Origin of the sequence: Streptomyces sp. NPDC091289 (assembly GCF_044757365.1) — a bacterium.
Taxonomy (GTDB): domain Bacteria; phylum Actinomycetota; class Actinomycetes; order Streptomycetales; family Streptomycetaceae; genus Streptomyces.
In genome coordinates, this window is record NZ_JBIVUT010000002.1 from 231608 (window position 1) to 251697 (window position 20090).

At 68.3% G+C, this 20090-nt stretch carries 15 protein-coding genes; 10 read left to right on the top strand and 5 right to left on the bottom strand.

Annotation, left to right across the window (positions count from 1 at the left end):
• Positions 1-10: 10 nt before the first annotated feature.
• Positions 11-463, bottom strand: a complete 453-nt coding sequence (locus ACIQPT_RS03105) for a RidA family protein (RefSeq protein ID WP_401152069.1) — start codon at positions 461-463, stop codon at positions 11-13.
• 218 nt (positions 464-681) lie between these two features.
• Between ACIQPT_RS03105 and ACIQPT_RS03110 the strand changes: the two genes are divergently transcribed.
• The gene (locus ACIQPT_RS03110) at positions 682-1116 is read left to right on the top strand and encodes a VOC family protein (RefSeq protein WP_401152071.1); all 435 of its coding nucleotides are present in this window, start codon (positions 682-684) and stop codon (positions 1114-1116) included.
• Positions 1117-1178: 62 nt separating this feature from the next.
• Here ACIQPT_RS03110 and ACIQPT_RS03115 read toward each other — a convergent pair whose 3' ends face one another.
• Complete coding sequence (locus tag ACIQPT_RS03115) at positions 1179-1910, bottom strand: alpha/beta fold hydrolase (RefSeq protein ID WP_401152073.1); 732 nt, start codon at positions 1908-1910, stop codon at positions 1179-1181.
• Positions 1911-1981: 71 nt separating this feature from the next.
• Positions 1982-2518, bottom strand: a complete 537-nt coding sequence (locus ACIQPT_RS03120) for a GNAT family N-acetyltransferase (RefSeq protein WP_401152075.1) — start codon at positions 2516-2518, stop codon at positions 1982-1984.
• A gap of 326 nt (positions 2519-2844) precedes the next feature.
• Here ACIQPT_RS03120 and acnA point away from each other — a divergent pair, with 326 nt between their 5' ends.
• Positions 2845-5559 carry an aconitate hydratase AcnA gene (gene acnA, locus ACIQPT_RS03125; RefSeq protein ID WP_401152078.1) on the top strand — a complete coding sequence of 905 codons (2715 nt, stop codon included), beginning with the start codon at positions 2845-2847 and terminating at the stop codon, positions 5557-5559.
• Between the two features lie 78 nt (positions 5560-5637).
• On the opposite strand, the gene ACIQPT_RS03130 is transcribed toward acnA, so the two are convergent.
• Positions 5638-6279 carry a hypothetical protein gene (locus tag ACIQPT_RS03130; protein ID WP_401152081.1) on the bottom strand — a complete coding sequence of 214 codons (642 nt, stop codon included), beginning with the start codon at positions 6277-6279 and terminating at the stop codon, positions 5638-5640.
• Positions 6280-6497: 218 nt separating this feature from the next.
• Between ACIQPT_RS03130 and ACIQPT_RS03135 the strand changes: the two genes are divergently transcribed.
• Positions 6498-7148 carry a hypothetical protein gene (locus tag ACIQPT_RS03135; protein ID WP_401152084.1) on the top strand — a complete coding sequence of 217 codons (651 nt, stop codon included), beginning with the start codon at positions 6498-6500 and terminating at the stop codon, positions 7146-7148.
• 113 nt (positions 7149-7261) lie between these two features.
• Here the strand turns inward: ACIQPT_RS03135 and ACIQPT_RS03140 are convergent, their stop codons facing one another.
• Positions 7262-11146: a GH92 family glycosyl hydrolase gene (locus ACIQPT_RS03140; RefSeq protein ID WP_401152087.1), complete on the bottom strand. Its 3885-nt coding sequence runs from the start codon at positions 11144-11146 to the stop codon at positions 7262-7264.
• Between the two features lie 505 nt (positions 11147-11651).
• Here ACIQPT_RS03140 and ngcE point away from each other — a divergent pair.
• The 7 genes from ngcE (at position 11652) to ACIQPT_RS03175 (ending at position 20054) form a co-directional block, all read left to right on the top strand.
• The gene (gene ngcE, locus ACIQPT_RS03145) at positions 11652-13097 is read left to right on the top strand and encodes an N-acetylglucosamine/diacetylchitobiose ABC transporter substrate-binding protein (RefSeq protein WP_401152090.1); all 1446 of its coding nucleotides are present in this window, start codon (positions 11652-11654) and stop codon (positions 13095-13097) included.
• A gap of 49 nt (positions 13098-13146) precedes the next feature.
• On the top strand, positions 13147-14067 hold the full coding sequence (locus tag ACIQPT_RS03150; RefSeq protein WP_401152092.1) for a carbohydrate ABC transporter permease: 921 nt from the start codon (positions 13147-13149) through the stop codon (positions 14065-14067).
• Positions 14067-15011 carry a carbohydrate ABC transporter permease gene (locus ACIQPT_RS03155; RefSeq protein ID WP_401152095.1) on the top strand — a complete coding sequence of 315 codons (945 nt, stop codon included), beginning with the start codon at positions 14067-14069 and terminating at the stop codon, positions 15009-15011. The genes ACIQPT_RS03150 and ACIQPT_RS03155 overlap by 1 nt, the downstream gene beginning before the upstream one ends.
• A gap of 213 nt (positions 15012-15224) precedes the next feature.
• The gene (locus ACIQPT_RS03160) at positions 15225-16424 is read left to right on the top strand and encodes an ROK family transcriptional regulator (RefSeq protein WP_103536139.1); all 1200 of its coding nucleotides are present in this window, start codon (positions 15225-15227) and stop codon (positions 16422-16424) included.
• Positions 16425-16544: 120 nt separating this feature from the next.
• On the top strand, positions 16545-17657 hold the full coding sequence (locus ACIQPT_RS03165; protein ID WP_401152097.1) for a sugar ABC transporter substrate-binding protein: 1113 nt from the start codon (positions 16545-16547) through the stop codon (positions 17655-17657).
• Positions 17658-17934: 277 nt separating this feature from the next.
• Positions 17935-18723 carry an ATP-binding cassette domain-containing protein gene (locus ACIQPT_RS03170; protein ID WP_401152098.1) on the top strand — a complete coding sequence of 263 codons (789 nt, stop codon included), beginning with the start codon at positions 17935-17937 and terminating at the stop codon, positions 18721-18723.
• Complete coding sequence (locus ACIQPT_RS03175) at positions 18720-20054, top strand: sugar ABC transporter permease (RefSeq protein ID WP_401152101.1); 1335 nt, start codon at positions 18720-18722, stop codon at positions 20052-20054. Before ACIQPT_RS03170 ends, ACIQPT_RS03175 begins: the two co-directional genes overlap by 4 nt.
• The last annotated feature ends 36 nt before the right edge of the window (positions 20055-20090 follow it).

Here is a 20090-nt window from a genome sequence, read left to right on the forward strand (position 1 = left end):
CATGCCGTCATTACGCCGATGGGGGGCCTGCCGGGCCGTCGGGGGCCGGGGCGTCGAGCACGGCGGCCACGGCTTCGATCTCGACGAGCTGGTCCGCGTAGCCGAGCACGGTGACGCCCATCAGGGTGCTGGGCACGTCGTGGTCGCCGAAGGCGTCCCGGACCACCTCCCAGGCGGCCACGAGATCCTCCTGCCGGGCCGACGCCACGAGGACCCGCGTGCTGATGACGTCCTCGATCGAAGCGCCCGCGTCGGCGAGCGCGGTCCGCAGGTTCTCCACCGCCTTCGCCGCCTGGCCCGCGTAGTCCCCGACGGCCACGGTGTCGCCGTGCTCGTCGAGCGGGCACGAACCGGCGAGGAAGATCAGCCGCGACCCGGCGGGCGCCGTGGCGGCATAGGCGTACTCGGCCACGTCGGAGAGGGTGCGGGAACGGATCAGCGAAACGGCGCTGGTGCGGGTCACGGTGGGTGCGTCTCCTGGGGCTGGTGCGCGTCCTGGGTGTGCTGCGGGTGCTTCGGTCCTGCGGCGCGCCATCCTTTCAGCGTGCTCCGCGTCCCGCCCCTCCTTTTCCGGTCCTTTTCCGGCGGCTCCGGGAGAACCGCCGGGCCCCTGCCCGGGCATCGCCCCGCGGTGAGAAAAAGCCGGAGACTCGGCGAAGGGCGCGCCACTAGGGTGGTCCGATGCCGTCGATCAAGCAGGTACAGATCACCTTCGACTGCGCGTCACCCACGCGCGTCGCCCACTTCTGGTGCGAGGTACTGGGGTACGTCCTCCCGCCCCCGCCGGAGGGGTTCGCCACCTGGGGCGACTACCAACTCTCGTTGCCGCCCGAGAAGCGGGATGCGGGAGCCGTCTGCCAGGACCCCTCGGGTGTGGGCCCGCGGATGTACTTCCAGCGCGTTCCCGAAGGCAAGGTCGTCAAGAACCGTGTGCACCTCGATGTGCGGGTCGGTACCGGGCTCGTGGGCGAGGAGCGCCTCGCCGCGCTCGAGGCCGAGTGTGCGCGACTGCTGCCGCTCGGCGCGGCGCGGGTGGAACTGCTGCTCGCCGACGAGGAGAACGAGTCCTGCCTCGTGATGCAGGACGTCGAGGGCAACGAGTTCTGCCTCGACTGAGCCGGGCAGCCGGGCAGCCGGGCAGGGTGTTTCCGGAGTGATCCGGGCGGGGGCGGACGTGCTCAGCCGGCGTCGGGAAGCTGCCGGGCGAAGCGGCGGACGGCGTCGGTGAAGGCGTCCGGGGCGTCGAAGTTCGCGAGATGCCCTGCCCGCGGGATCAATTCGACACGGGCGTGCGGATGCGCGCGGGCGAAGTCCGCCTCGCCGGACCGGAAGGTGCTGTCCTTCTCACCGTTGAGGATCAGCGCCGGAGCCGCCACATGGCGCATCGCGCCCGCGTCGAAGCGGCCCAGTACCTCGCCCCAGGCGGCGGGCAGGGTGTGGAAGGCGTAGCCGGACCGGATGGTCGCCTCCACCACGTCGCGCGGGTACTGCCGTAGCAGCAGCCAGTCGTTCCACCGGGTCAGCCGGTCCGCCGACAGGCGGGGGACCAGCCCGGCGATCCACCGGTACGGCGTCGTCCAGGGGCCGCGGGTGGAGGCGCTGGCGCCCGCGAGGACCAGTCCGCGCAGGTGCTCCGGACGGCGTCGCGCGAACTCCAGCGCCACGTATCCGCCGAGCGAGTGCCCGACGACCAGGGCCGGACCGCGGCCGAGCGAGTCCACCGCGCGGGCGATGACCTCGGTCGCGGCGTCCAGGCTCCAGGGCTGGGCCGAGCGTGCTCCGTGGCCCGGCAGGTCGATGGCGGCCACCGGGAATTCCGCCCGGAGCGCGGCGAGCTGCGTGCTCCACTGCCCGGCACTGAAACGTGTCCCGTGCACGAAGACGATGGGTGGTGCGTCCGCTGTCGTCATCGATCCCCCCGGTGATGCGCTGCTGTCCTTCGACAGCGAAGCTGGTCGTCGCCGTGCTGGGTGGCCCGGTGTCACATGGGTAGCGAGAACAGCCGTACCGGCCCCGAGGGCCGGCGGGCATCGTCACGCAGGGGCGTCACCATGGTCCGCAGCGGCATGGTCACCGGACGGCCTTCGGGTTGCTCGACGAGAACGTCCTCTTCGAGCGGGTGCCATCCGAGGCGCTGGTAGAGCGGCACGAGGGGAGGCCGGCAGAACAGGAGTGCGTGCTGGGGACCCATCGTGCGGGCGTGCTCCAGGGCGGCTGTGACGACGAGCCGAGCCAGGCCCTGACCCTGCAGGCCGGGTGCGACGGCCACTCCACCGACGCCCACCACCTCGGCCTCGGTGTCGCCGATCGCGACAGGCAGTCGCAGCAGGCCGGCGTGTGCCACGAGCCGGTCTTTGTGTCTGATGCCGAAGTGTTCTTCTTTCGGCAGCCAGGTCAGACCGGTCGAGGCGACACCGAAGGGATCATCGCCGTTGCCGAGGATCTCCTGCTGGTCCGCCTTCGTGTACCGCGGGAGCCGCACCACCGTCGGTGCCGCAGCGGATCGATTGCCAGACATTCCCACATGATGATCTCTCCCCCGGGCACTGCCAAGCCGTTTCTCCGCCGACATCGGGCGCTCTTCTCGACGGGGTTCGCCGACAAACGCCTCGACGGGATGACAGCGGTCACAGGACACCTGGGCATGACCGAGCGGCGGCTATGTACTAGAGTTATCTCGACATCGAGATATCTGCCGAGGCGCACCGCAGCCGCCGCCCGGTAAGGGTTACCTAACTAATCCTTACCTTAGCGGATGGTCGGGGCCGTAGACGGCAAAACGCGGCGCCGACTGCCAATGAGGCGCGGCGCGGAGATACGCGCACATTGAAGAAGGAGACTGTCGTGTCGGCGAACAGCTTCGACGCCCGCAGCACGCTGCGCGTGGGCGACGAGTCGTACGAGATCTTCAAGCTGGACAAGGTAGAGGGCTCCGCGCGCCTCCCGTACAGCCTGAAGGTCCTGCTGGAGAACCTGCTCCGCACCGAGGACGGCGCGAACATCACCGCCGACCACATCCGGGCCATCGGCGGCTGGGACTCCCAGGCGCAGCCCAGCCAGGAGATCCAGTTCACGCCGGCCCGCGTGATCATGCAGGACTTCACCGGCGTGCCGTGTGTCGTGGACCTCGCCACCATGCGTGAGGCCGTCAAGGAGCTCGGCGGGGACCCGGCGAAGATCAACCCGCTGGCCCCGGCCGAGCTGGTCATCGACCACTCCGTCATCGCCGACAAGTTCGGCACCAAGGAAGCCTTCGGCCAGAACGTCGAGCTGGAGTACGGCCGCAACAAGGAGCGCTACCAGTTCCTGCGCTGGGGCCAGACCGCCTTCGACGAGTTCAAGGTCGTCCCCCCGGGCACCGGCATCGTCCACCAGGTGAACATCGAGCACCTGGCGCGTACGGTCATGGTCCGCAACGGCCAGGCGTACCCCGACACGCTCGTCGGCACCGACTCGCACACCACCATGGTCAACGGCCTCGGCGTGCTGGGCTGGGGCGTCGGCGGCATCGAGGCCGAGGCCGCGATGCTCGGCCAGCCGGTCTCCATGCTCATCCCGCGCGTCGTCGGCTTCAAGCTGACCGGCGAGCTCCCGGCCGGCACCACCGCCACCGACCTCGTGCTGACCATCACCGAGATGCTCCGCAAGCACGGCGTCGTCGGCAAGTTCGTCGAGTTCTACGGTGAGGGCGTCGCCGCCACCTCGCTCGCCAACCGCGCCACCATCGGCAACATGTCGCCGGAGTTCGGCTCCACCGCCGCGATCTTCCCGATCGACGACGAGACGCTGAAGTACCTGCGCCTGACCGGCCGTGACGAGCAGCAGGTCGCGCTCGTCGAGGCGTACGCCAAGGAGCAGGGCCTCTGGCTGGACCCGGCCGCCGAGCCGGACTTCTCCGAGAAGCTGGAGCTCGACCTCGCCACGGTCGTCCCCTCCATCGCCGGCCCGAAGCGCCCGCAGGACCGCATCGTCCTCGCGAACGCCAAGGAGCAGTTCGCCCGCGACGTCCGCAACTACGTCACCGACGACGAGGAGGCGGGCAAGGAGTCCTTCCCGGCCTCCGACTCCCCGGCGTCCTCCAACGGCGTACCGACCAAGCCGACCACCGTCACGGCCCCCGACGGTTCGACGTACGAGATCGACCACGGCGCCGTCACCGTCGCCGCGATCACCTCCTGCACCAACACCTCGAACCCCTACGTCATGGTCGCCGCCGCGCTCGTGGCGAAGAAGGCCGTCGAGAAGGGCCTGACCCGCAAGCCGTGGGTCAAGACCACCCTCGCCCCGGGCTCGAAGGTCGTCACCGACTACTTCGACAAGGCGGGCCTGACCCCGTACCTCGACAAGGTCGGCTTCAACCTCGTCGGCTACGGCTGCACCACCTGCATCGGCAACTCCGGCCCGCTGCCGGAGGAGGTCTCCAAGGCGGTCAACGAGAACGACCTCGCGGTCACCTCGGTGCTCTCCGGCAACCGTAACTTCGAGGGCCGGATCAACCCCGACGTCAAGATGAACTACCTGGCGTCCCCGCCGCTGGTCGTCGCGTACGCCATCGCCGGTTCGATGAAGGTCGACATCACCAAGGACGCCCTCGGCGTCGACCAGGACGGCAAGCCGGTCTACCTGACCGACATCTGGCCCTCCGAGGCCGAGGTCAACGACGTCGTGGCGAACGCCATCGGCGAGGACATGTTCAACAAGTCCTACCAGGACGTCTTCGCGGGCGACGCCCAGTGGCAGGCGCTGTCGATCCCGACCGGCAACACCTTCGAGTGGGACGCCGAGTCCACCTACGTGCGCAAGCCCCCGTACTTCGAGGGCATGACGATGGAGACGACCCCGGTCGAGGACATCACCGGCGCCCGGGTGCTCGCCAAGCTCGGCGACTCGGTCACCACCGACCACATCTCCCCGGCCGGCGCCATCAAGGCCGACACCCCGGCCGGCAAGTACCTCAGCGAGCACGGCATCGAGCGCCGTGACTTCAACTCCTACGGCTCGCGCCGCGGTAACCACGAGGTCATGATCCGCGGCACGTTCGCCAACATCCGCCTGCGCAACCAGATCGCGCCGGGCACCGAGGGCGGCTACACCCGCGACTTCACCAAGGACGACGCCCCGGTGTCGTTCATCTACGACGCCTCGCAGAACTACCAGGCGGCCGGCACCCCCCTCGCGATCCTCGCGGGCAAGGAGTACGGCTCCGGTTCGTCCCGCGACTGGGCCGCCAAGGGCACCGCGCTCCTCGGCGTCAAGGCCGTCATCGCCGAGTCCTACGAGCGCATCCACCGCTCGAACCTCATCGGCATGGGCGTCCTCCCGCTCCAGTTCCCCGAGGGCCAGACCGCCGAGACCCTCGGCCTCACCGGCGAGGAGGCCTTCTCCTTCACCGGCGTCACCGAGCTGAACAACGGCACGACCCCGCGCACGGTCAAGGTCACCACCGATACCGGTGTGGAGTTCGACGGCGTCGTCCGTATCGACACCCCCGGCGAGGCGGACTACTACCGCAACGGCGGCATCCTGCAGTACGTGCTCCGCAGCCTGATCCGCAAGTAGGCACACGGCACGCAGTAAGTGAGGGCCGCACCCCGTTGTGTACCGGGGTGCGGCCCTCGTGCGTCGTCAGGTGTCTGTTCAGTACTGGTACTGCTGCTGCGGCGGCTGCTGCTTCTTGCCGATCAGGTGGGCCACGGCGAAGGCGCCCCCCGCGGCCACGGCAAGGCCCAGGAGGGCGACGCCGCCGTTGAGGCGGTGCCACCAGAATTTGTGCGGGGCCATGGGCTCGTTCTCCAGCACCAGTTCGAGCAGGTCGATGCCGCCGGCGTCGAGCAGGGTGAACACATAGCCGTTGGCGACGCCGAAGTACGCGGCCAGCGTGGCCAGGACGGCGGCCCAGACGTGCGGTCCGGCCGCCCGGCCGCCGGTGCGGCCCACCACCGCTCCCACGCCCACCGCGAGCGCGGCCGCGAGGACCAGGTAGCTCGCCTGGAGGCCCACGCGTGACAGGTCCTTGTGGGTGGCCAGCAGGATGCCCGAGTAGACCAGCCCGATTCCCGCCGCGACGAGCAGCCCGAGGAAGAAGGCCTTGCCCGTCTTCGCGCCGCCGGAGGGCCGGAAGCCCGGTTGGTACGGGGAGGGGTAGCCGGGCTGCATGGGCTGCATCGGCTGCTGGGGAGGGTAGGGGGCCGGGTAGCCGTACCCCGGCTGCTGCTGCGGCGGCACGGGCTGACCGTACGGGTTGTTCTGCGGCTGCTGTGGCTGCCAGGGCTGGCTCATGGCGTCGTGTCCCCCGATGGTGAAAACGTTTCCCACGCGTGAGTGCGCGAGCGGCCCAAAATACCAACACCGGGGATCCCGCCACCTCGGAGCCCGCCACATGAGTGGCTGGGACTCCGGTGGCCGGATCCGGTAGCCTGCCCCGGACCCTTCGCCTTTCAAGGAACGGTCCGCACCAACTGAGCCAGCTACGCATTCTGTTTTCGGGGGATCATCACATGCGTGTTCGTCGCGCCGTCGGCGCAGCCACTCTCGCTCTCGCAGCCATCACCACGCTCGCCGGCTGCACCGACAATCCGAGCGACAAGGCCTTCGGCGGTCTGGGCGACGTGTCCGCGCCGCCGACCATGCCGAATCCGTCGTTCACCCTGCGGCCGAGCGGACTGCCCGACGTCCCGGGCGCCTCGTCGGGCGGCTCGGGCGGCTCCGGCGGGCTCACCTCGGGCGGCACCTCCGGCGGCACATCGGGCGGCACTTCCAGCGGCACCACCGGCGGGCTCTCCTCCGGTGGCAGCGGCAGCGGTGGCAGCGCTCCGACGTCGCGGCCGCAGTACAACGCGCCCGCGAACAGCGAGGTGATCGGCGAGAACTGCAGTTTCCAGCGCTCCGCCGGACGGATCAGCTACGACGTCGACATCCAGAACGCGTCCACCGAGTTCGCCTACCGGTACACCTTCACGGTGCAGTTCAAGGTCGGCAAGTACGCCAACTCCACGGTCGCGAGCAAGAGCATCAGCTCCCAGTACAAGACGGTGACGGTCGCTCCGGGCGGCGACCGGTCCATCTCGGTGCACGCCTCGCACAGCACCAACGAACGGCTCGTCTACTCGTGCCAGGTGATCTCGGCCCGGAAGTCCCCGGCGTCGTAACGCAAGAGGAACAAGGGGAACAAGACGAAGGGGCGGGAGTGGTCCAGCCACTCCCGCCCCTTCGTCGCCCCGCACCTGCTGTGCGGACGGATCAGCTACGGATCAGCTACGGATCAGCTCAGGAGCTCGACCTCCGCGAGCGTCGCCGAACCCGTCAGCACCAGCCGGTACTTCGCGTACGAGCCGGGCTTGTCCACCGAGAACACCCGGGTCTGCTTGTCCCAGGCGAACGACTGGCCGGAGCGGCGGTCGATGTCCTTCCACTTCTTGCCGTCGGCCGAGCCCTGGAGCGTCCAGCCCGTCGGCGCCTTGTCGGCCGCCGCCGAGGTCAGCGTGTACTGGATGCCCTTCGTCGCCGAGGTCACCGGCAGCTCCACCGACTCCACCGTCGCCGAGGTGGCCGAGGTGTCGTCGAAGAGCGCGCCGTCACCCTTGAGCGCGTCGCCCTTGGGCGTCGGGACCTTGTCGTCCTTCTGTACGGAGACCGGGGCCGCGTCCTTCCCCGTGCCCCAGGCCGAGGGCTTCGGGCCCATGTCGAACTCCAGCGTGCCGCCCTTGGCCAGCACGTCGTGCGGGAGCGCTGTGGAGGTCCACTTCTTGCCGTTGACCTTCACGCCCTGCACGTAGATGTTCGTCTCGCTGTTCTTCGGCGCCTTCACGACCAGCTTGCGGCCGTTGTCCATGCGGACGGTCACCTTCTTGAAGAGCGGCGAGCCGATCGCGTACTCCCCGCTGCCCATCACCAGCGGGTAGAAGCCGAGCGAGGAGAAGAGGAACCACGCCGACTGCTCGCCGTTGTCCTCGTCGCCGTGGATGCCCTGCCCGATCTCACTGCCGATGTACAGCCGGCTCAGGACCTCGCGGACCTTCTCCTGCGTCTTGTACGGCTGCGAGGCCGCGTTGTACATGTACGTGGCGTGGTGGGCGACCTGGTTGCTGTGCCCGTACTGGCCCATCCGCACATCACGTGCCTCGGTCATCTCGTGGATGACCCCGCCGTAGCTGCCGACGAACTCCGGGCCCGCCGTCTCCGGCGTCGAGAAGTACGTGTCCAGCTTCTTGCCGAGCCCGTCGCGGCCGCCGTACAGATTGGCCAGGCCCCGGCTGTCCTGCGGGGCGGTGAAGGCGTAGCCCCAGCCGTTGGTCTCGGTGTAGTCGTAGCCCCAGACGCGGGGGTCGTACTCGCCGGAGGGCAGGCGCCAGTCGCCGTTCGGCTTCTTGCCCTGGAAGAACCCGGCCTTGTCGTCGAAGAGCTTCACGTACTTCTGCGCCCGGTTCATGAAGTACTCGGACTCTTCCTTGTACCGCGCCTTCTTCGTCTTCTTGTACAGCTCCTGACCCATGCGGGCGATGCCGTAGTCGTTGACGTAACCCTCCAGGGACCAGGACAGGCCCTCGTGGGTGGCGGTGTTCGCGTAGCCGGTGAAGACCGAGGTCTCCAGTCCCTTGCGGCCGACGCCCGAGGACGGCGGGGCCACGGTGGCGTTCTTGAGCGCCGCGTCGTACGCCGCCTCGGCGTCGAACTTCACGCCCTTGACGTACGCGTCGGCGAACGCCACGTCCGAGCTGGTGCCGGTCATCAGGTCCGCGTAGCCGGGGGAGGACCAGCGCGAGGTCCAGCCGCCGTCCTTGTAGTGCTGGACGAACCCGTCCACCAGCTCGCCGGCCTTCTTCGGGGAGAAGAAGGAGTAGGCGGGCCAGGTCGTGCGGTAGGTGTCCCAGAAGCCGTTGTTGACGTACACCTTCCCGTCGACGATCTTCGCGCCGGTCCGCGTCGGGGTGTCCTCGCCGACCGCCTTGGAGAAGGGGCTGGCGTACCTGTTCTTGCCCTTCACCTTCTCGTGGCCGGAGTTCGGGTAGAGGTAGAGCCGGTACAGGCTGGAGTAGAGCGTCGTCAGCTGGTCCGCGTTCGCGCCCTCGACCTCGATCGTCCCGAGGATGTCGTCCCAGGCGCTCTGCGCCGTGCGCCGCACCTTGTCGAAGGAGGCGGACTCCGGGATCTCCGTGGCCAGGTTCTGCTTCGCCTGGTCGACGCCGATCAGCGAGGTGGCCAGCCGCAGGTTGACCGTGCGGTCCTTGCCCGCATCGAAGCGGAAGAAGCCGGTGACGTCGTCGCCCCCGCCGCCCTTCAGCTTGCCGCTGTCGGTGACCGGCGCGTCGAAGACGCCGTACACGAACATCCGGGTCGCGCCGGTGGACAGGCCGCTCTTGACGTCCGTGTAACCGGAGAAGGAGCGGTTCTTCGGGTCCAGCGTGATGCCGCCGTCGTTCGAGACGTTGTCGAAGACCAGGCTCGCGTCCTTGCCCGGGTAGGTGAACCGCATCCGGGCCGCGTGGTCGGTCGGCGTCATCTCGGCCTTGAGGCCGTTCTCGAACGTGACGCCGTAGTAGTGCGGCGTCGCCGTCTCGTTCTCGTGCCGGAACGGCAGCGCGCGCTTCGTACGGGACGCGTCCGGGGTGCCGCTCGCGGCCGACGGCATCACCTGGAAGGTCTGCCGGTCGCCCATCCACGGGCTCGGCTCATGGCTGGCGCCGAAGGCCTGGAGCGTGGGGAGGTTGTCCTCGTTGTTGCCCCGGTGGTAGTCGTACAGCCAGCTGGTGGTGCCCGCGTTGGTGACCGGCGTCCAGAAGTTGAAGCCGTGCGGGACGGCCGTGGCCGGAATGTTGTTGCCGCGCGAGAAACCGCCGCTGGAGTTCGTGCCGCGGGTCGTCAGGGCGTAGTCCGACAGATGCGCCTTGCGCTTCTCGGGCTTCTTCGGGGCGATCGTGATGTCGTCGATCCAGCCCTGGAACTTCGCCGGGCCCTTGGGGGAGTCGTACGCCACCAGGATCCGGTCGACCGTCTTGCCCGCGGCGACCGTGCCCAGGCGGGCGGCGACCTTGTTCCACTGGTTGACGTAGAGGCGCTTGGCGTCCGCCTGGCCCTGCGGGGTCAGCAGGCCGCCGTGGCTGTCGGTGGCCTTCAGGTCGCTCAGGTACGTGCCGTCGGTGAAGGCCAGGTCCACCGCGACATGGGTGGCCGGGTAGTTCAGGTCCGTCTCGCCCATCTGCGGGTAGACGAGATAGGACAGCTCGGTGTCCTTGGTGACGGCCGTGTTCACATCGAAGATCTTGTTGTACGAGTAGGCGCGTCCGTCGGGCGTGTGCGTACCCGCGTAACGCAGTGCCTTCTTTCCGGTGAATCCCGCGCCCGACTTCGCGGTGGGGGAGCCGGAGGGGCCGCGGTCGGGCTGGCTGCGCATCTCGTCGGGCACCGGCGCGGAGGTGTCACCGTTCGAGAACTGAACGTCGGCGAGCTGGAGCGCGTCCGCCGCACCGTTGTTCTTGGTGATCTCCAGCCGGAAGTGCCGGTAGGCGGTGGCGGCCTCGAAGTCGTACGTCTTCGTCTCGTGCCGCTCGGCGAAGGTCTCGCCGCTGCGGGTGTCGAGGTCGGTCCACTCCTTGCCGTCCGCCGAGCCCTTGAGCGTCCAGTCCTTCGGGTCGCGCTCGGCGTGGTCGTTGGCCGAAGTGAGGGCGTACGTCACGACCTTGACGGGTTCGTCCAGATCGAACTCCACCCAGCCGGTGGGCTGGAAGGCGAGCCACTTGGAGCCCGGCTCGACATCGACGAGGTTCTCCTTGACCTCGCCGCCGGCGGTGTTCTCGGCGCTCGCGCGGAGCTCCGTGACCCGGTCGGTGACATTGCCCGGGATGCCGGAGGAGAAGCCGCCGTCGACGCCGGAGGAGCGCTTCTCGCCGTCGGGGCCCTCCTCGACGGTGCTGCGCCAGTCCGGCTGCTTCTCGTCCGCCTCGAAGGAGGAGCTGAACGTCCGCTCGCCGGAGGGCTTCCGGTCCGGCGAGGCGGGCTGGGCGGTGGCGACCGCGGGGGCGATCACCACCAGGGCGAGGGATGCCGCCAGGGCGGCTGCTGTGGGGGTCCGTCTCCGGCGGGGGGCCGGGCGGGGGACCGCGTGAGGGGCCTTGTCGGAGCCGTGGTTGAGGCCGCGTGGTGGCTGCATGCCGAGCCGTTCCTCCCCGGGAAAATGCATGGACAACGTTGTCATAGCGGGATGCAAGGACCAGTAGGGATCCAAGTGACAGGACGTGTCAAGGGTGTTGTCGCGGGGCCCGTCGGCGAATCGGCCGGAATGGGGAAATAGCCGCCGCGGGAGGAGGGCGTGAGGTGCCGAGGTATCCGTGAGGTCTCAACTCGGGAAAGACTGCCGCCCAAACCTGCTTTCGATCTTGCTCAGTTGGCGACAAGTGGACTATACCTGTCGGCATCTGCACGGCCGTTTCACGCGGACGTGCGCACGGGGGAAACAGGGACGGTTGCGAGGACGCCGGGGGTGTCCTCGCTGTACGGTTCCCCGAAATCCCCACTGCACCGGCGTGTCCGGTACATCTGCATATCTGCACGACCCAAGCGCAACTGACCGCGGTGGCGGGACCCTTCGCCTGAGGCGAATTTTCGACGGGTGACCGGTACACCGCCTGAGTCCTGGAGAAGGCGAGGACTTGAGCATGGGATCCACCTCCGCCCACAACAATGAGGGCCTTGGCCGTCGCGATCTGATCAAGCGTTCTGCCGCACTCGGCCTGATCGCTGTTCCGACGATGAGCTTCCTGTCCGCCTGCGCGAGCGGCGACAGCAGCAGCGACGACAAGGTCGAAAAGGGCGAAAAGACCGAGAAGAACCCGCTGGCCGTCAACGGCAGCGCACCGCTGGAGATCGTCATCTTCGACGGTGGCTTCGGCACCAAGTACGCCGAGGACGCCAAGGCCGTCTACGAGAAGACCTACACCGGCGCGAAGGTCAAGTTCTCCGCGACGCAGAAGATCCAGTCGGTTCTTCAGCCGCGGTTCAACGGTGGCACCCCGCCGGACCTGATCGACAACTCCGGCGCCCAGCAGATGGACATGGGCGTCCTGGTCGGCAAGAAGCAGCTCACCGACCTGACCCCGCTGCTCGACGCCCCCTCCATCGACGACCCCGCCAAGAAGGTCCGCGACACCCTGCGGCCGGGCATCATCGAGATGGGCCAGTTCGACGGCGACCCGGTCTGGATCATGTACTACGCGTACACGGTCTACGGCGTCTGGTACTCGGAGACCGCGCTGGAGAAGCTCGACTCCGCGTACCCGGAGACCTGGGACGACATGCTCGCGCTCTGCGCGAAGGCGAAGAAGGAGGGCATCGCCGGCTGGACGTACCCCGGCAAGCACCCGTACTACCTCCCCTTCTCGCTGTACCCCTTCATCGCCAAGATCGGCGGTGTCGAGGTCCTCGACGCGATCGACAACCTGGAGCCGAAGGCCTGGGAGCACCCCGCGGTCAAGGCGGCCTTCGAGGCGTACTACGAGCTCGTCGCCAAGGACTACATCCTCAAGGGCACCCCGGGCCTGGACCACCGCGGTTCCCAGGGCGCGTGGGCCCGCGGCAAGGCGCTGTTCATCCCGAACGGCTCCTGGGTCGAGAACGAGGAAGCGGCGATCATCCCCAAGGACTTCAAGCTGGCCGTGGGCGCGCCCTCCAGCCTCGACTCCTCGGACAAGATGCCCTTCGGCACCCTCTGGGCGTCCGGCGGCGAGCCGTTCATCGTCCCGAGCAAGGCGAAGAACCCCGAGGGCGGCATGGAGCAGCTGCGCATCATGCTCAGCGAGGCCTCCTCCAAGTCCTTCACCACGAGCACCAAGTCGCTCTCCGCCTTCAACGGCGGCACGGACGGCATCGAGCTCTCCGACGGCCTGAAGTCCGGTGTCGCCGCGCTGGAGAAGGCCGGCACCAACGTGGTCAACCCGCGTCTGCAGGACTGGTACGTGAAGCTCCAGAAGGAGCAGATCGGTGTCGCCGCGCTCGGCGAGATGATGGCCGGCCGCGCCAAGCCGGCCGAGACCATCAAGAAGATCCAGGCTTTCGCCGACGCGACCGCCAAGGACCAGTCCATCAAGCACTTCAAGCACCAGTGACCACGCGTCACCAGCGGCGGGCAGCAGGGGAAGGTCGGAGTCGGTAACGATGCAACACGGTAAATACCGGTTCATAGTCGGGTTCTTGGTGGTCCCGATGGCGTTGTACGTCATCTTCGTCATCTGGCCCTTCATCCAGTCCATCTACTACTCGTTCACGGACTGGACGGGGTTGAGTCCCGACTTCAAGATGGTCGGGTTCGACAACTACACCAAGATGCTCGACGACGACGTCTTCTGGAAATCGCTGCAGCACAGTGTGCTGCTGGCGGTTCTGCTGCCGCTGGTGACGCTGGGCCTCGCGCTCTTCTTCGCCTTCATGCTCAACGTGGGCGGGCGGCGCCGCAAGGGCGCCGCCATCGCCGGCGTACGGGGCTCGGGCTTCTACAAGATCGCGTACTTCTTCCCGCAGGTGCTCTCGATCGCCATCGTGGCCATCCTGTTCCAGTTCGCCTTCGACCCGGCCCAGGGCATGATCAACGGCACGCTCAAGGCCGTGGGCTTCGACGACGTACCGGACTGGCTGGGAGACCCGAACCTGGCCCTGTGGGTCATCATGGCGGTCCTCGTCTGGTGCACGACCGGCTTCTTCGTGGTGCTGTTCTCCGCGGGCATGGCCTCCATCCCCAAGGACTTCTACGAAGCCGCCCTGCTGGACGGGGCGAGCCGCTTCACGACCTTCTTCCGGATCACGCTGCCCCTGCTGTGGGACACGGTCCAGTCCGGCTGGGTCTACATGGGCATCCTGGCGCTCGGCGCCGAGGGCTTCGCCATCGTCCACATCATGAGTGTCGGTCCCGGCGGGCCCGACTACTCGACCACCGTCCTGCCGCTGTACGTCTACCAGTCGGCGTTCCGTGACGGACAGGCGGGCTACGCGACCACGATCGGTGTCGCCCTGCTCATCGTGACCCTGGCGTTCGCCGCCATCGTCATGCGGGTGGGCCGGCGCGAGCGGCTGGAGTTCTGATGAAGACCACTGACACCCCTCCCTCCGACGCCCCGGGGCCCGTGTCCGACGCGTCCGGGGTTCCGGCCCAGCGCACCGGACCGGTGGGCAAGAGCCCGGCGGCCCCCGAGAAGAAGAGTGAGGGCCACGTCCTCAACGTCTTCTCGCACGGCATGCTCGTGCTGTGGGCGATCATGGTCGTGCTGCCGCTGTTCTGGGCGGTGATGTCCTCGTTCAAGACCGACTCGGACATCTTCAACACGCCGTGGTCGCTGCCCAGTTCGCTGAACTTCGACAGCTGGGGCCGGGCCTGGAGCCAGGCCCACATGAGCGAGTACTTCCTCAACACCATCCTGGTGGTGGGCGGATCGCTCGTCGGCACCCTGGTCCTCGGGTCCATGGCCGCCTATGTGCTCGCCCGTTTCGAGTTCCCGGGCAACCGCTTCATTTACTTCTTGTTCGTCGGCGGCATGAGCTTCCCGATCATGCTGGCGCTGGTCCCGCTGTTCTACGTCATGGACAACATGGGGCTGCTGAACACGATCCACGGCCTGATCCTCGTGTACATCGCGTACTCGCTGCCGTTCACCGTGTTCTTCCTGACCTCGTTCTTCCGTACGCTGCCGACCTCCGTGGCGGAGGCGTCGATCATCGACGGGGCCTCGCACACCCGGACGTTCTTCCAGGTCATGCTGCCGATGGCCAAGCCCGGCCTCATCAGCGTCGGGATCTTCAACTTCCTGGGGCAGTGGAACCAGTACATGCTGCCGACGGTGCTGAACACCGACCCGGAGAAGCGGGTGCTGGCCCAGGGCCTGGTGGAGCTGGCCTCCAGCCAGGGCTACAAGGGCGACTACTCCGGCCTCTTCGCCGGCCTGGTCATCGCGATGCTGCCGGTGCTGGCGGCGTACATCATCTTCCAGCGCCAGGTCGTCTCCGGTCTGACGGCGGGCGCCCTGAAGTAGGTCACGTATCCACAACGAACCGGTGCCCCGGCGGAGCCATCCGCCGGGGCACCGGTTCGTTGTGGGGTGCGCGGGTGCTCAGGTCTTGACGGGAGGTACCCCCAAACGGTCAGCTTAGAGTTCACATGTTGGAGGAAGCCGGGGTCTCATCGCTGCGGCCCCGGCCGGGGCGGTCTTCAGGACCGCCCGCCAAGGGCAGGAGTGGATGAGTCGATGGAGACTCCCGGGTCGCAGACATCGCTGCACAGGGCCAATCTGGAGCGGGTCGTACGCGCCGTACGGATGGCGGGATCGCTCACCCAGGCGGAGATCGCCCGGAGCACCGGGCTCTCCGCAGCCACGGTCTCCAATATCGTCCGGGAGCTGAAGGACGGCGGGACGGTCGAGGTCACCCCCACCTCGGCGGGCGGCCGCCGGGCCCGCAGCGTCTCGCTCAGCGGTGACGCGGGCATCGTCATCGGCGTCGACTTCGGCCATACCCATCTGCGCGTCGCCGTCGGCAACCTCGCCCACCAGGTGCTCGCCGAGGAGGCCGAGCCGCTGGACGTCGACGCCTCCTCCGCCGAAGGCTTCGACCGGGCGGAAGTGCTGGTCAAGCGGCTGATCGAGGCCACCGGGATCGGCCCGGACAAGGTGATCGGCATCGGGCTCGGCGTGCCGGGCCCCATCGACGTCGAGTCCGGAACGCTGGGCTCCACCTCGATCCTGCCGGGCTGGACGGGCATCAACCCCAGCGAGGAGCTCTCCGGCCGCCTCGGCGTGCCCGTGTACGTCGACAACGACGCCAATCTCGGGGCGCTGGGTGAGCTGGTCTGGGGGAGCGGGAGGGGCGTCAAGGACCTCGCGTACATCAAGGTGGCCAGCGGCGTCGGTGCCGGTCTGGTGATCGACGGGACCATCTACCGGGGCCCCGGCGGCACGGCCGGCGAGATCGGGCACATCACGCTCGACGAGTCGGGCCCGGTCTGCCGCTGCGGCAACCGCGGCTGCCTGGAGACCTTCACCGCCGCCCGCTATGTCCTGCCGCTGCTCCAGCCCAGCCACGGCCCCGGACTCACCATGGAGCGGGTGGTCCAGCTGGCCCGGGAGGGCGATCCGGGCTGCCGCCGGGTGATCGGTGACGTGGGCCGCCACATAGGCAGCGGCGTGGCCAACCTGTGCAATCTGCTCAACCCCAGCCGCGTCGTGCTGGGCGGCTCGCTGGCGGAGGCGGGGGAGCTGGTCCTGGGGCCCATACGGGACTCCGTGTCGCGTTACGCGATCCCCAGTGCCGCCCGGCAGCTCTCGGTGCTGCCCGGGGCGCTCGGCGGCCGTGCCGAGGTGCTGGGGGCGCTCGCCCTGGTGCTGAGCGAGATGGGGGATTCAACCCTTTTGGAGAGCACCCTCCCCGCAGCCACTCCTGCCTTCACTTAGATAACGAATGGCACCGTTGTCATCTCGTTAAGGATTTACTCCTTGACGCTGGCCCTGGGGCCGAGTTGACTTCCAGCCACCTCGGCCGCAACGTCGCGGCCTCGTCAGGGAGGTTCGAGAATGAACACGCGTATGCGTCGTGCCGCCGTTGCCGTTGCCGCCACCACGATGGCGATCTCGCTGGCCGCTTGCGGGAGCGCCAAGGAGTCCGGCGACAAGGCCGATCAGGGCTCGGAGAAGAAGGGCGACGACCTGAAGATAGGTCTGCTCCTCCCCGAGAACCAGACGGCCCGTTACGAGAAGTTCGACCGGCCGATCATCGAGAAGAAGATCAGCGAGCTCACCGGTGGCAAGGCGGAGGTCGTCTACGCCAACGCCAAGCAGGACGCGACCACCCAGTCGCAGCAGGTCGACACCATGATCACCAACAAGGTCGACGCGCTCATCGTCGGCGCGGTGGACGCCAAGGCGATCGCGAACAGCGTCAAGAAGGCCAAGAACGAGGGCATTCCGGTCGTCGCGTTCGACCGCCTCGCCGAGGGCCCCATCGACGCCTACACCTCCTTCGACAACGAAGAGGTCGGCCGGGCCCAGGGCACCGCCCTGCTGGAGGCCCTGGGCGACAAGGCCGACGGCGGCACGATCGTGATGATGAACGGCGCGATCACCGACCCGAACGCCAAGCTCTTCAAGAAGGGCGCCAAGTCGGTTCTCGACGGCAAGGTGAAGTACGGCAAGGAGTACGACACCAAGGAGTGGAAGCCGGAGAACGCCAACGCCAACATGGAAGCGGCGATCACCGCACTCGGCAAGGACAAGATCGACGGCGTCTACTCCGCCAACGACGGCATGGCGGGCGGCATCATCACCGCCCTGAAGGCCGCCGGTCTGCCGAAGCTCCCCCCGGTCACCGGCCAGGACGCCGAACTGGCGGGCGTGCAGCGCATCGTCACCGGTGAGCAGTTCATGAGCGTCTACAAGTCCTACCCCGCGGAAGGCATCGTCGCCGCCGAGATGGCCGTCGCCCTCGCCAAGGGCGAGAAGCTCGACTCCATCGCCACCTCCAAGGTCGACAACGCCAGCCAGAAGGACATCCCGACGGTGCTCGTCCCGGTCATCTCGCTGACCAAGGACAACATCAAGGACACCGTCATCAAGGACGGCATCTGGACGCTGGAAGAGATCTGCGCCGGCAAGTACCAGACCGCCTGCGACAAGATCGGCCTGAAGTAGGACACCGGGACCCGGCCCGCCCCCCGGCCGCCGGGTCCCGCCCGCCGTGACGCCCCCCGCGCCCCGCGCGAGGGCGAAGCGGCGCCACCGACCGCGCACGCGACGCCGTACACCGGCCCGCACGCGCCACGCAGCCTGTCCGGCGTCCCGCACACCAACCGTCCCGCTACCGGGCGGGGCGCCGGACGGAACGCTCCCACCTCATCTGTTCTCTGTGCTCGACACCGCCGCGCCTTCCCCCGGGTGCGGCATCCCCGCCGGTCAGGCGGCGAAGGAGATGGTTCATGTGTCCGCTACGCCCGTGTTGGCGTTGCGAGGGGTCTCCAAGCGATTCGGTGCCGTCCAGGTACTCACCGATGTAGAGCTTGAGGTCCACGCCGGCGAGGTGGTCGCCCTGGTGGGCGACAACGGCGCCGGTAAATCAACGCTGGTCAAGACGATCGCCGGAGTGCACCCCATCGATGACGGTGTCATCGAGTGGGAGGGCAGGGCCGTGCAGATCGACAAGCCGCACGACGCCCAGAACCTCGGCGTCGCGACCGTCTATCAGGACCTCGCGCTGTGCGACAACATCGATGTCGTCGGCAACCTCTACCTCGGCCGGGAGCTGCGCAGGTTCGGCATCCTGGACGAGGTCGAGATGGAGCGCCGCTCCCGCGAGCTGCTGTCCACGCTCTCCATCCGGATCCCGAGCGTCCGCATCCCGATCGCCTCGCTCTCCGGCGGCCAGCGCCAGACCGTGGCCATCGCCCGGTCGATGCTCGGCGAGCCCCGCCTCGTCATCCTCGACGAGCCCACCGCGGCCCTCGGCGTCGAGCAGACCGCCCAGGTCCTCGACCTCGTCGAGCGGCTGCGCGAGCGCGGCCACGCGGTCATCCTCATCAGCCACAACATGGCCGATGTGAAGGCCGTCGCCGACAAGGTCGCCGTGCTCCGGCTGGGCCGGAACAACGGCGTCTTCGATGTGAAGACCACCTCCCAGGAAGAGATCATCTCCGCCATCACGGGCGCCACGGACAACGCCGTGACCCGACGTGCGGCGCGCAACGCGGAGGTTTCCAAGTGACCACCGACGAGACCACCAACCCGGTGGACAAGACCGGCACCTCCCTGGACAAGGGCGGCTCCACGGCCGACACGCCTCCGGTCGGCAACCCGGACGCGGCCGAGGGCGCCGCCACGGTCGTCGACCCCCGCCTGCTCATCCGTGAGCAGGGCTTCGGCGGCTACATCACCGAGTTCAAGCGCAAGATCAGCGGCGGCGACCTGGGCTCGATCCCGGTGATCGTCGGCCTCGCGATCATCGCCATCGTCTTCCAGAGCATGAACTCCGAGTTCCTCTCCGCGAAGAACATCAGCGACATCGCCACCACGATGGTCGCCACCGGCATGATGGCCGTGGGCATCATCTTCGTCCTGCTGCTCGGCGAGATCGACCTCTCGGTCGGCTCCGTCTCCGGCGTCTCCGGCGCCCTCGTCGCGGTGCTCAGCGTCACCCAGGGCATGAACGAATGGCTGGCGATCCTCGTCGCCATCGTCAGCGGCGCGGTGATGGGCGCGATCCACGGCTTCTTCTTCGCCCGGATCGGGGCGCCCGCCTTCGCCGTCACCCTGGCCGGCCTGCTGTTCTGGCTCGGCTTCATGCTCCAGCTGCTCGGCGACTCCGGCACGATCAACCTGGACGGCGACGGGGTGGTCGGCAAGCTGACCACGTACTACTTCAGCGACGTCGCCGCCGGTTACGGGCTCGCCGCGATCGCGGTCATCGGCTACTTCGCCGCGGCCTTCCTGGACACCCGCCGCCGCGAGGCGGCCGGCATCCCGGCCCGCCCGCTCGCCGACATCGCCGTGCGCACCGCCGTCATCGCGGTGTTCGCCTTCGCCGCCGCGTACATGTTCAACCAGTACCGCGGCCTGCCGCTCGCCCTGGTCCTCTTCCTGATCGTCCTGGTCGGCACGGACTTCCTGCTCCGCCGCACGGCCTACGGGCGGAAGATCTTCGCGCTCGGCGGCAGCGTCGAGGCCTCCCGGCGTGCCGGTATCAACGTCACCGCGATCCGGATCTCCGTCTTCTCCATCGCGGGGACCTTCGCGGCCATCGGCGGCCTGTTCTGGGCCTCCAAGATCGCGGCGGCCAACCAGGGCTCCGGCACCGGCGACCTTCTGATGAACGTCATCGCGGCGGCCGTCATCGGCGGCACCAGCCTCTTCGGCGGCCGCGGCCGCACCTGGAACGCCCTGCTCGGCGTCATGGTGATCGTCTCGATCCAGTACGGGCTGTCGCTGGAAGGCATCGCCACGCCGATCCAGTACATGGTCACGGGCGCTGTGCTTCTCGCCACGGTCGTCATCGACTCCATCACCCGTAAGACCCAGAAGACCGCGGGCCGCGCCTGACCGCGGAACCGCGCAGGTGCCCGGTGCCCCACAGGG

What these genes read in the sequence shown, in the direction of transcription:
- ACIQPT_RS03120 (WP_401152075.1), bottom strand. Translation starts at nt 2,518, where the DNA reads ATGTCTGGCAATCGATCCGCTGCGGCACCGACGGTGGTGCGGCTCCCG.
- ngcE (WP_401152090.1), top strand. Translation starts at nt 11,652, where the DNA reads ATGGGATCCACCTCCGCCCACAACAATGAGGGCCTTGGCCGTCGCGAT.
- ACIQPT_RS03170 (WP_401152098.1), top strand. Translation starts at nt 17,935, where the DNA reads ATGGTTCATGTGTCCGCTACGCCCGTGTTGGCGTTGCGAGGGGTCTCC.
- ACIQPT_RS03140 (WP_401152087.1), bottom strand. Translation starts at nt 11,146, where the DNA reads ATGCAGCCACCACGCGGCCTCAACCACGGCTCCGACAAGGCCCCTCAC.
- ACIQPT_RS03115 (WP_401152073.1), bottom strand. Translation starts at nt 1,910, where the DNA reads ATGACGACAGCGGACGCACCACCCATCGTCTTCGTGCACGGGACACGT.
- ACIQPT_RS03155 (WP_401152095.1), top strand. Translation starts at nt 14,067, where the DNA reads ATGAAGACCACTGACACCCCTCCCTCCGACGCCCCGGGGCCCGTGTCC.
- ACIQPT_RS03110 (WP_401152071.1), top strand. Translation starts at nt 682, where the DNA reads ATGCCGTCGATCAAGCAGGTACAGATCACCTTCGACTGCGCGTCACCC.
- ACIQPT_RS03160 (WP_103536139.1), top strand. Translation starts at nt 15,225, where the DNA reads ATGGAGACTCCCGGGTCGCAGACATCGCTGCACAGGGCCAATCTGGAG.
- ACIQPT_RS03130 (WP_401152081.1), bottom strand. Translation starts at nt 6,279, where the DNA reads ATGAGCCAGCCCTGGCAGCCACAGCAGCCGCAGAACAACCCGTACGGT.
- ACIQPT_RS03135 (WP_401152084.1), top strand. Translation starts at nt 6,498, where the DNA reads ATGCGTGTTCGTCGCGCCGTCGGCGCAGCCACTCTCGCTCTCGCAGCC.
- ACIQPT_RS03150 (WP_401152092.1), top strand. Translation starts at nt 13,147, where the DNA reads ATGCAACACGGTAAATACCGGTTCATAGTCGGGTTCTTGGTGGTCCCG.
- ACIQPT_RS03165 (WP_401152097.1), top strand. Translation starts at nt 16,545, where the DNA reads ATGAACACGCGTATGCGTCGTGCCGCCGTTGCCGTTGCCGCCACCACG.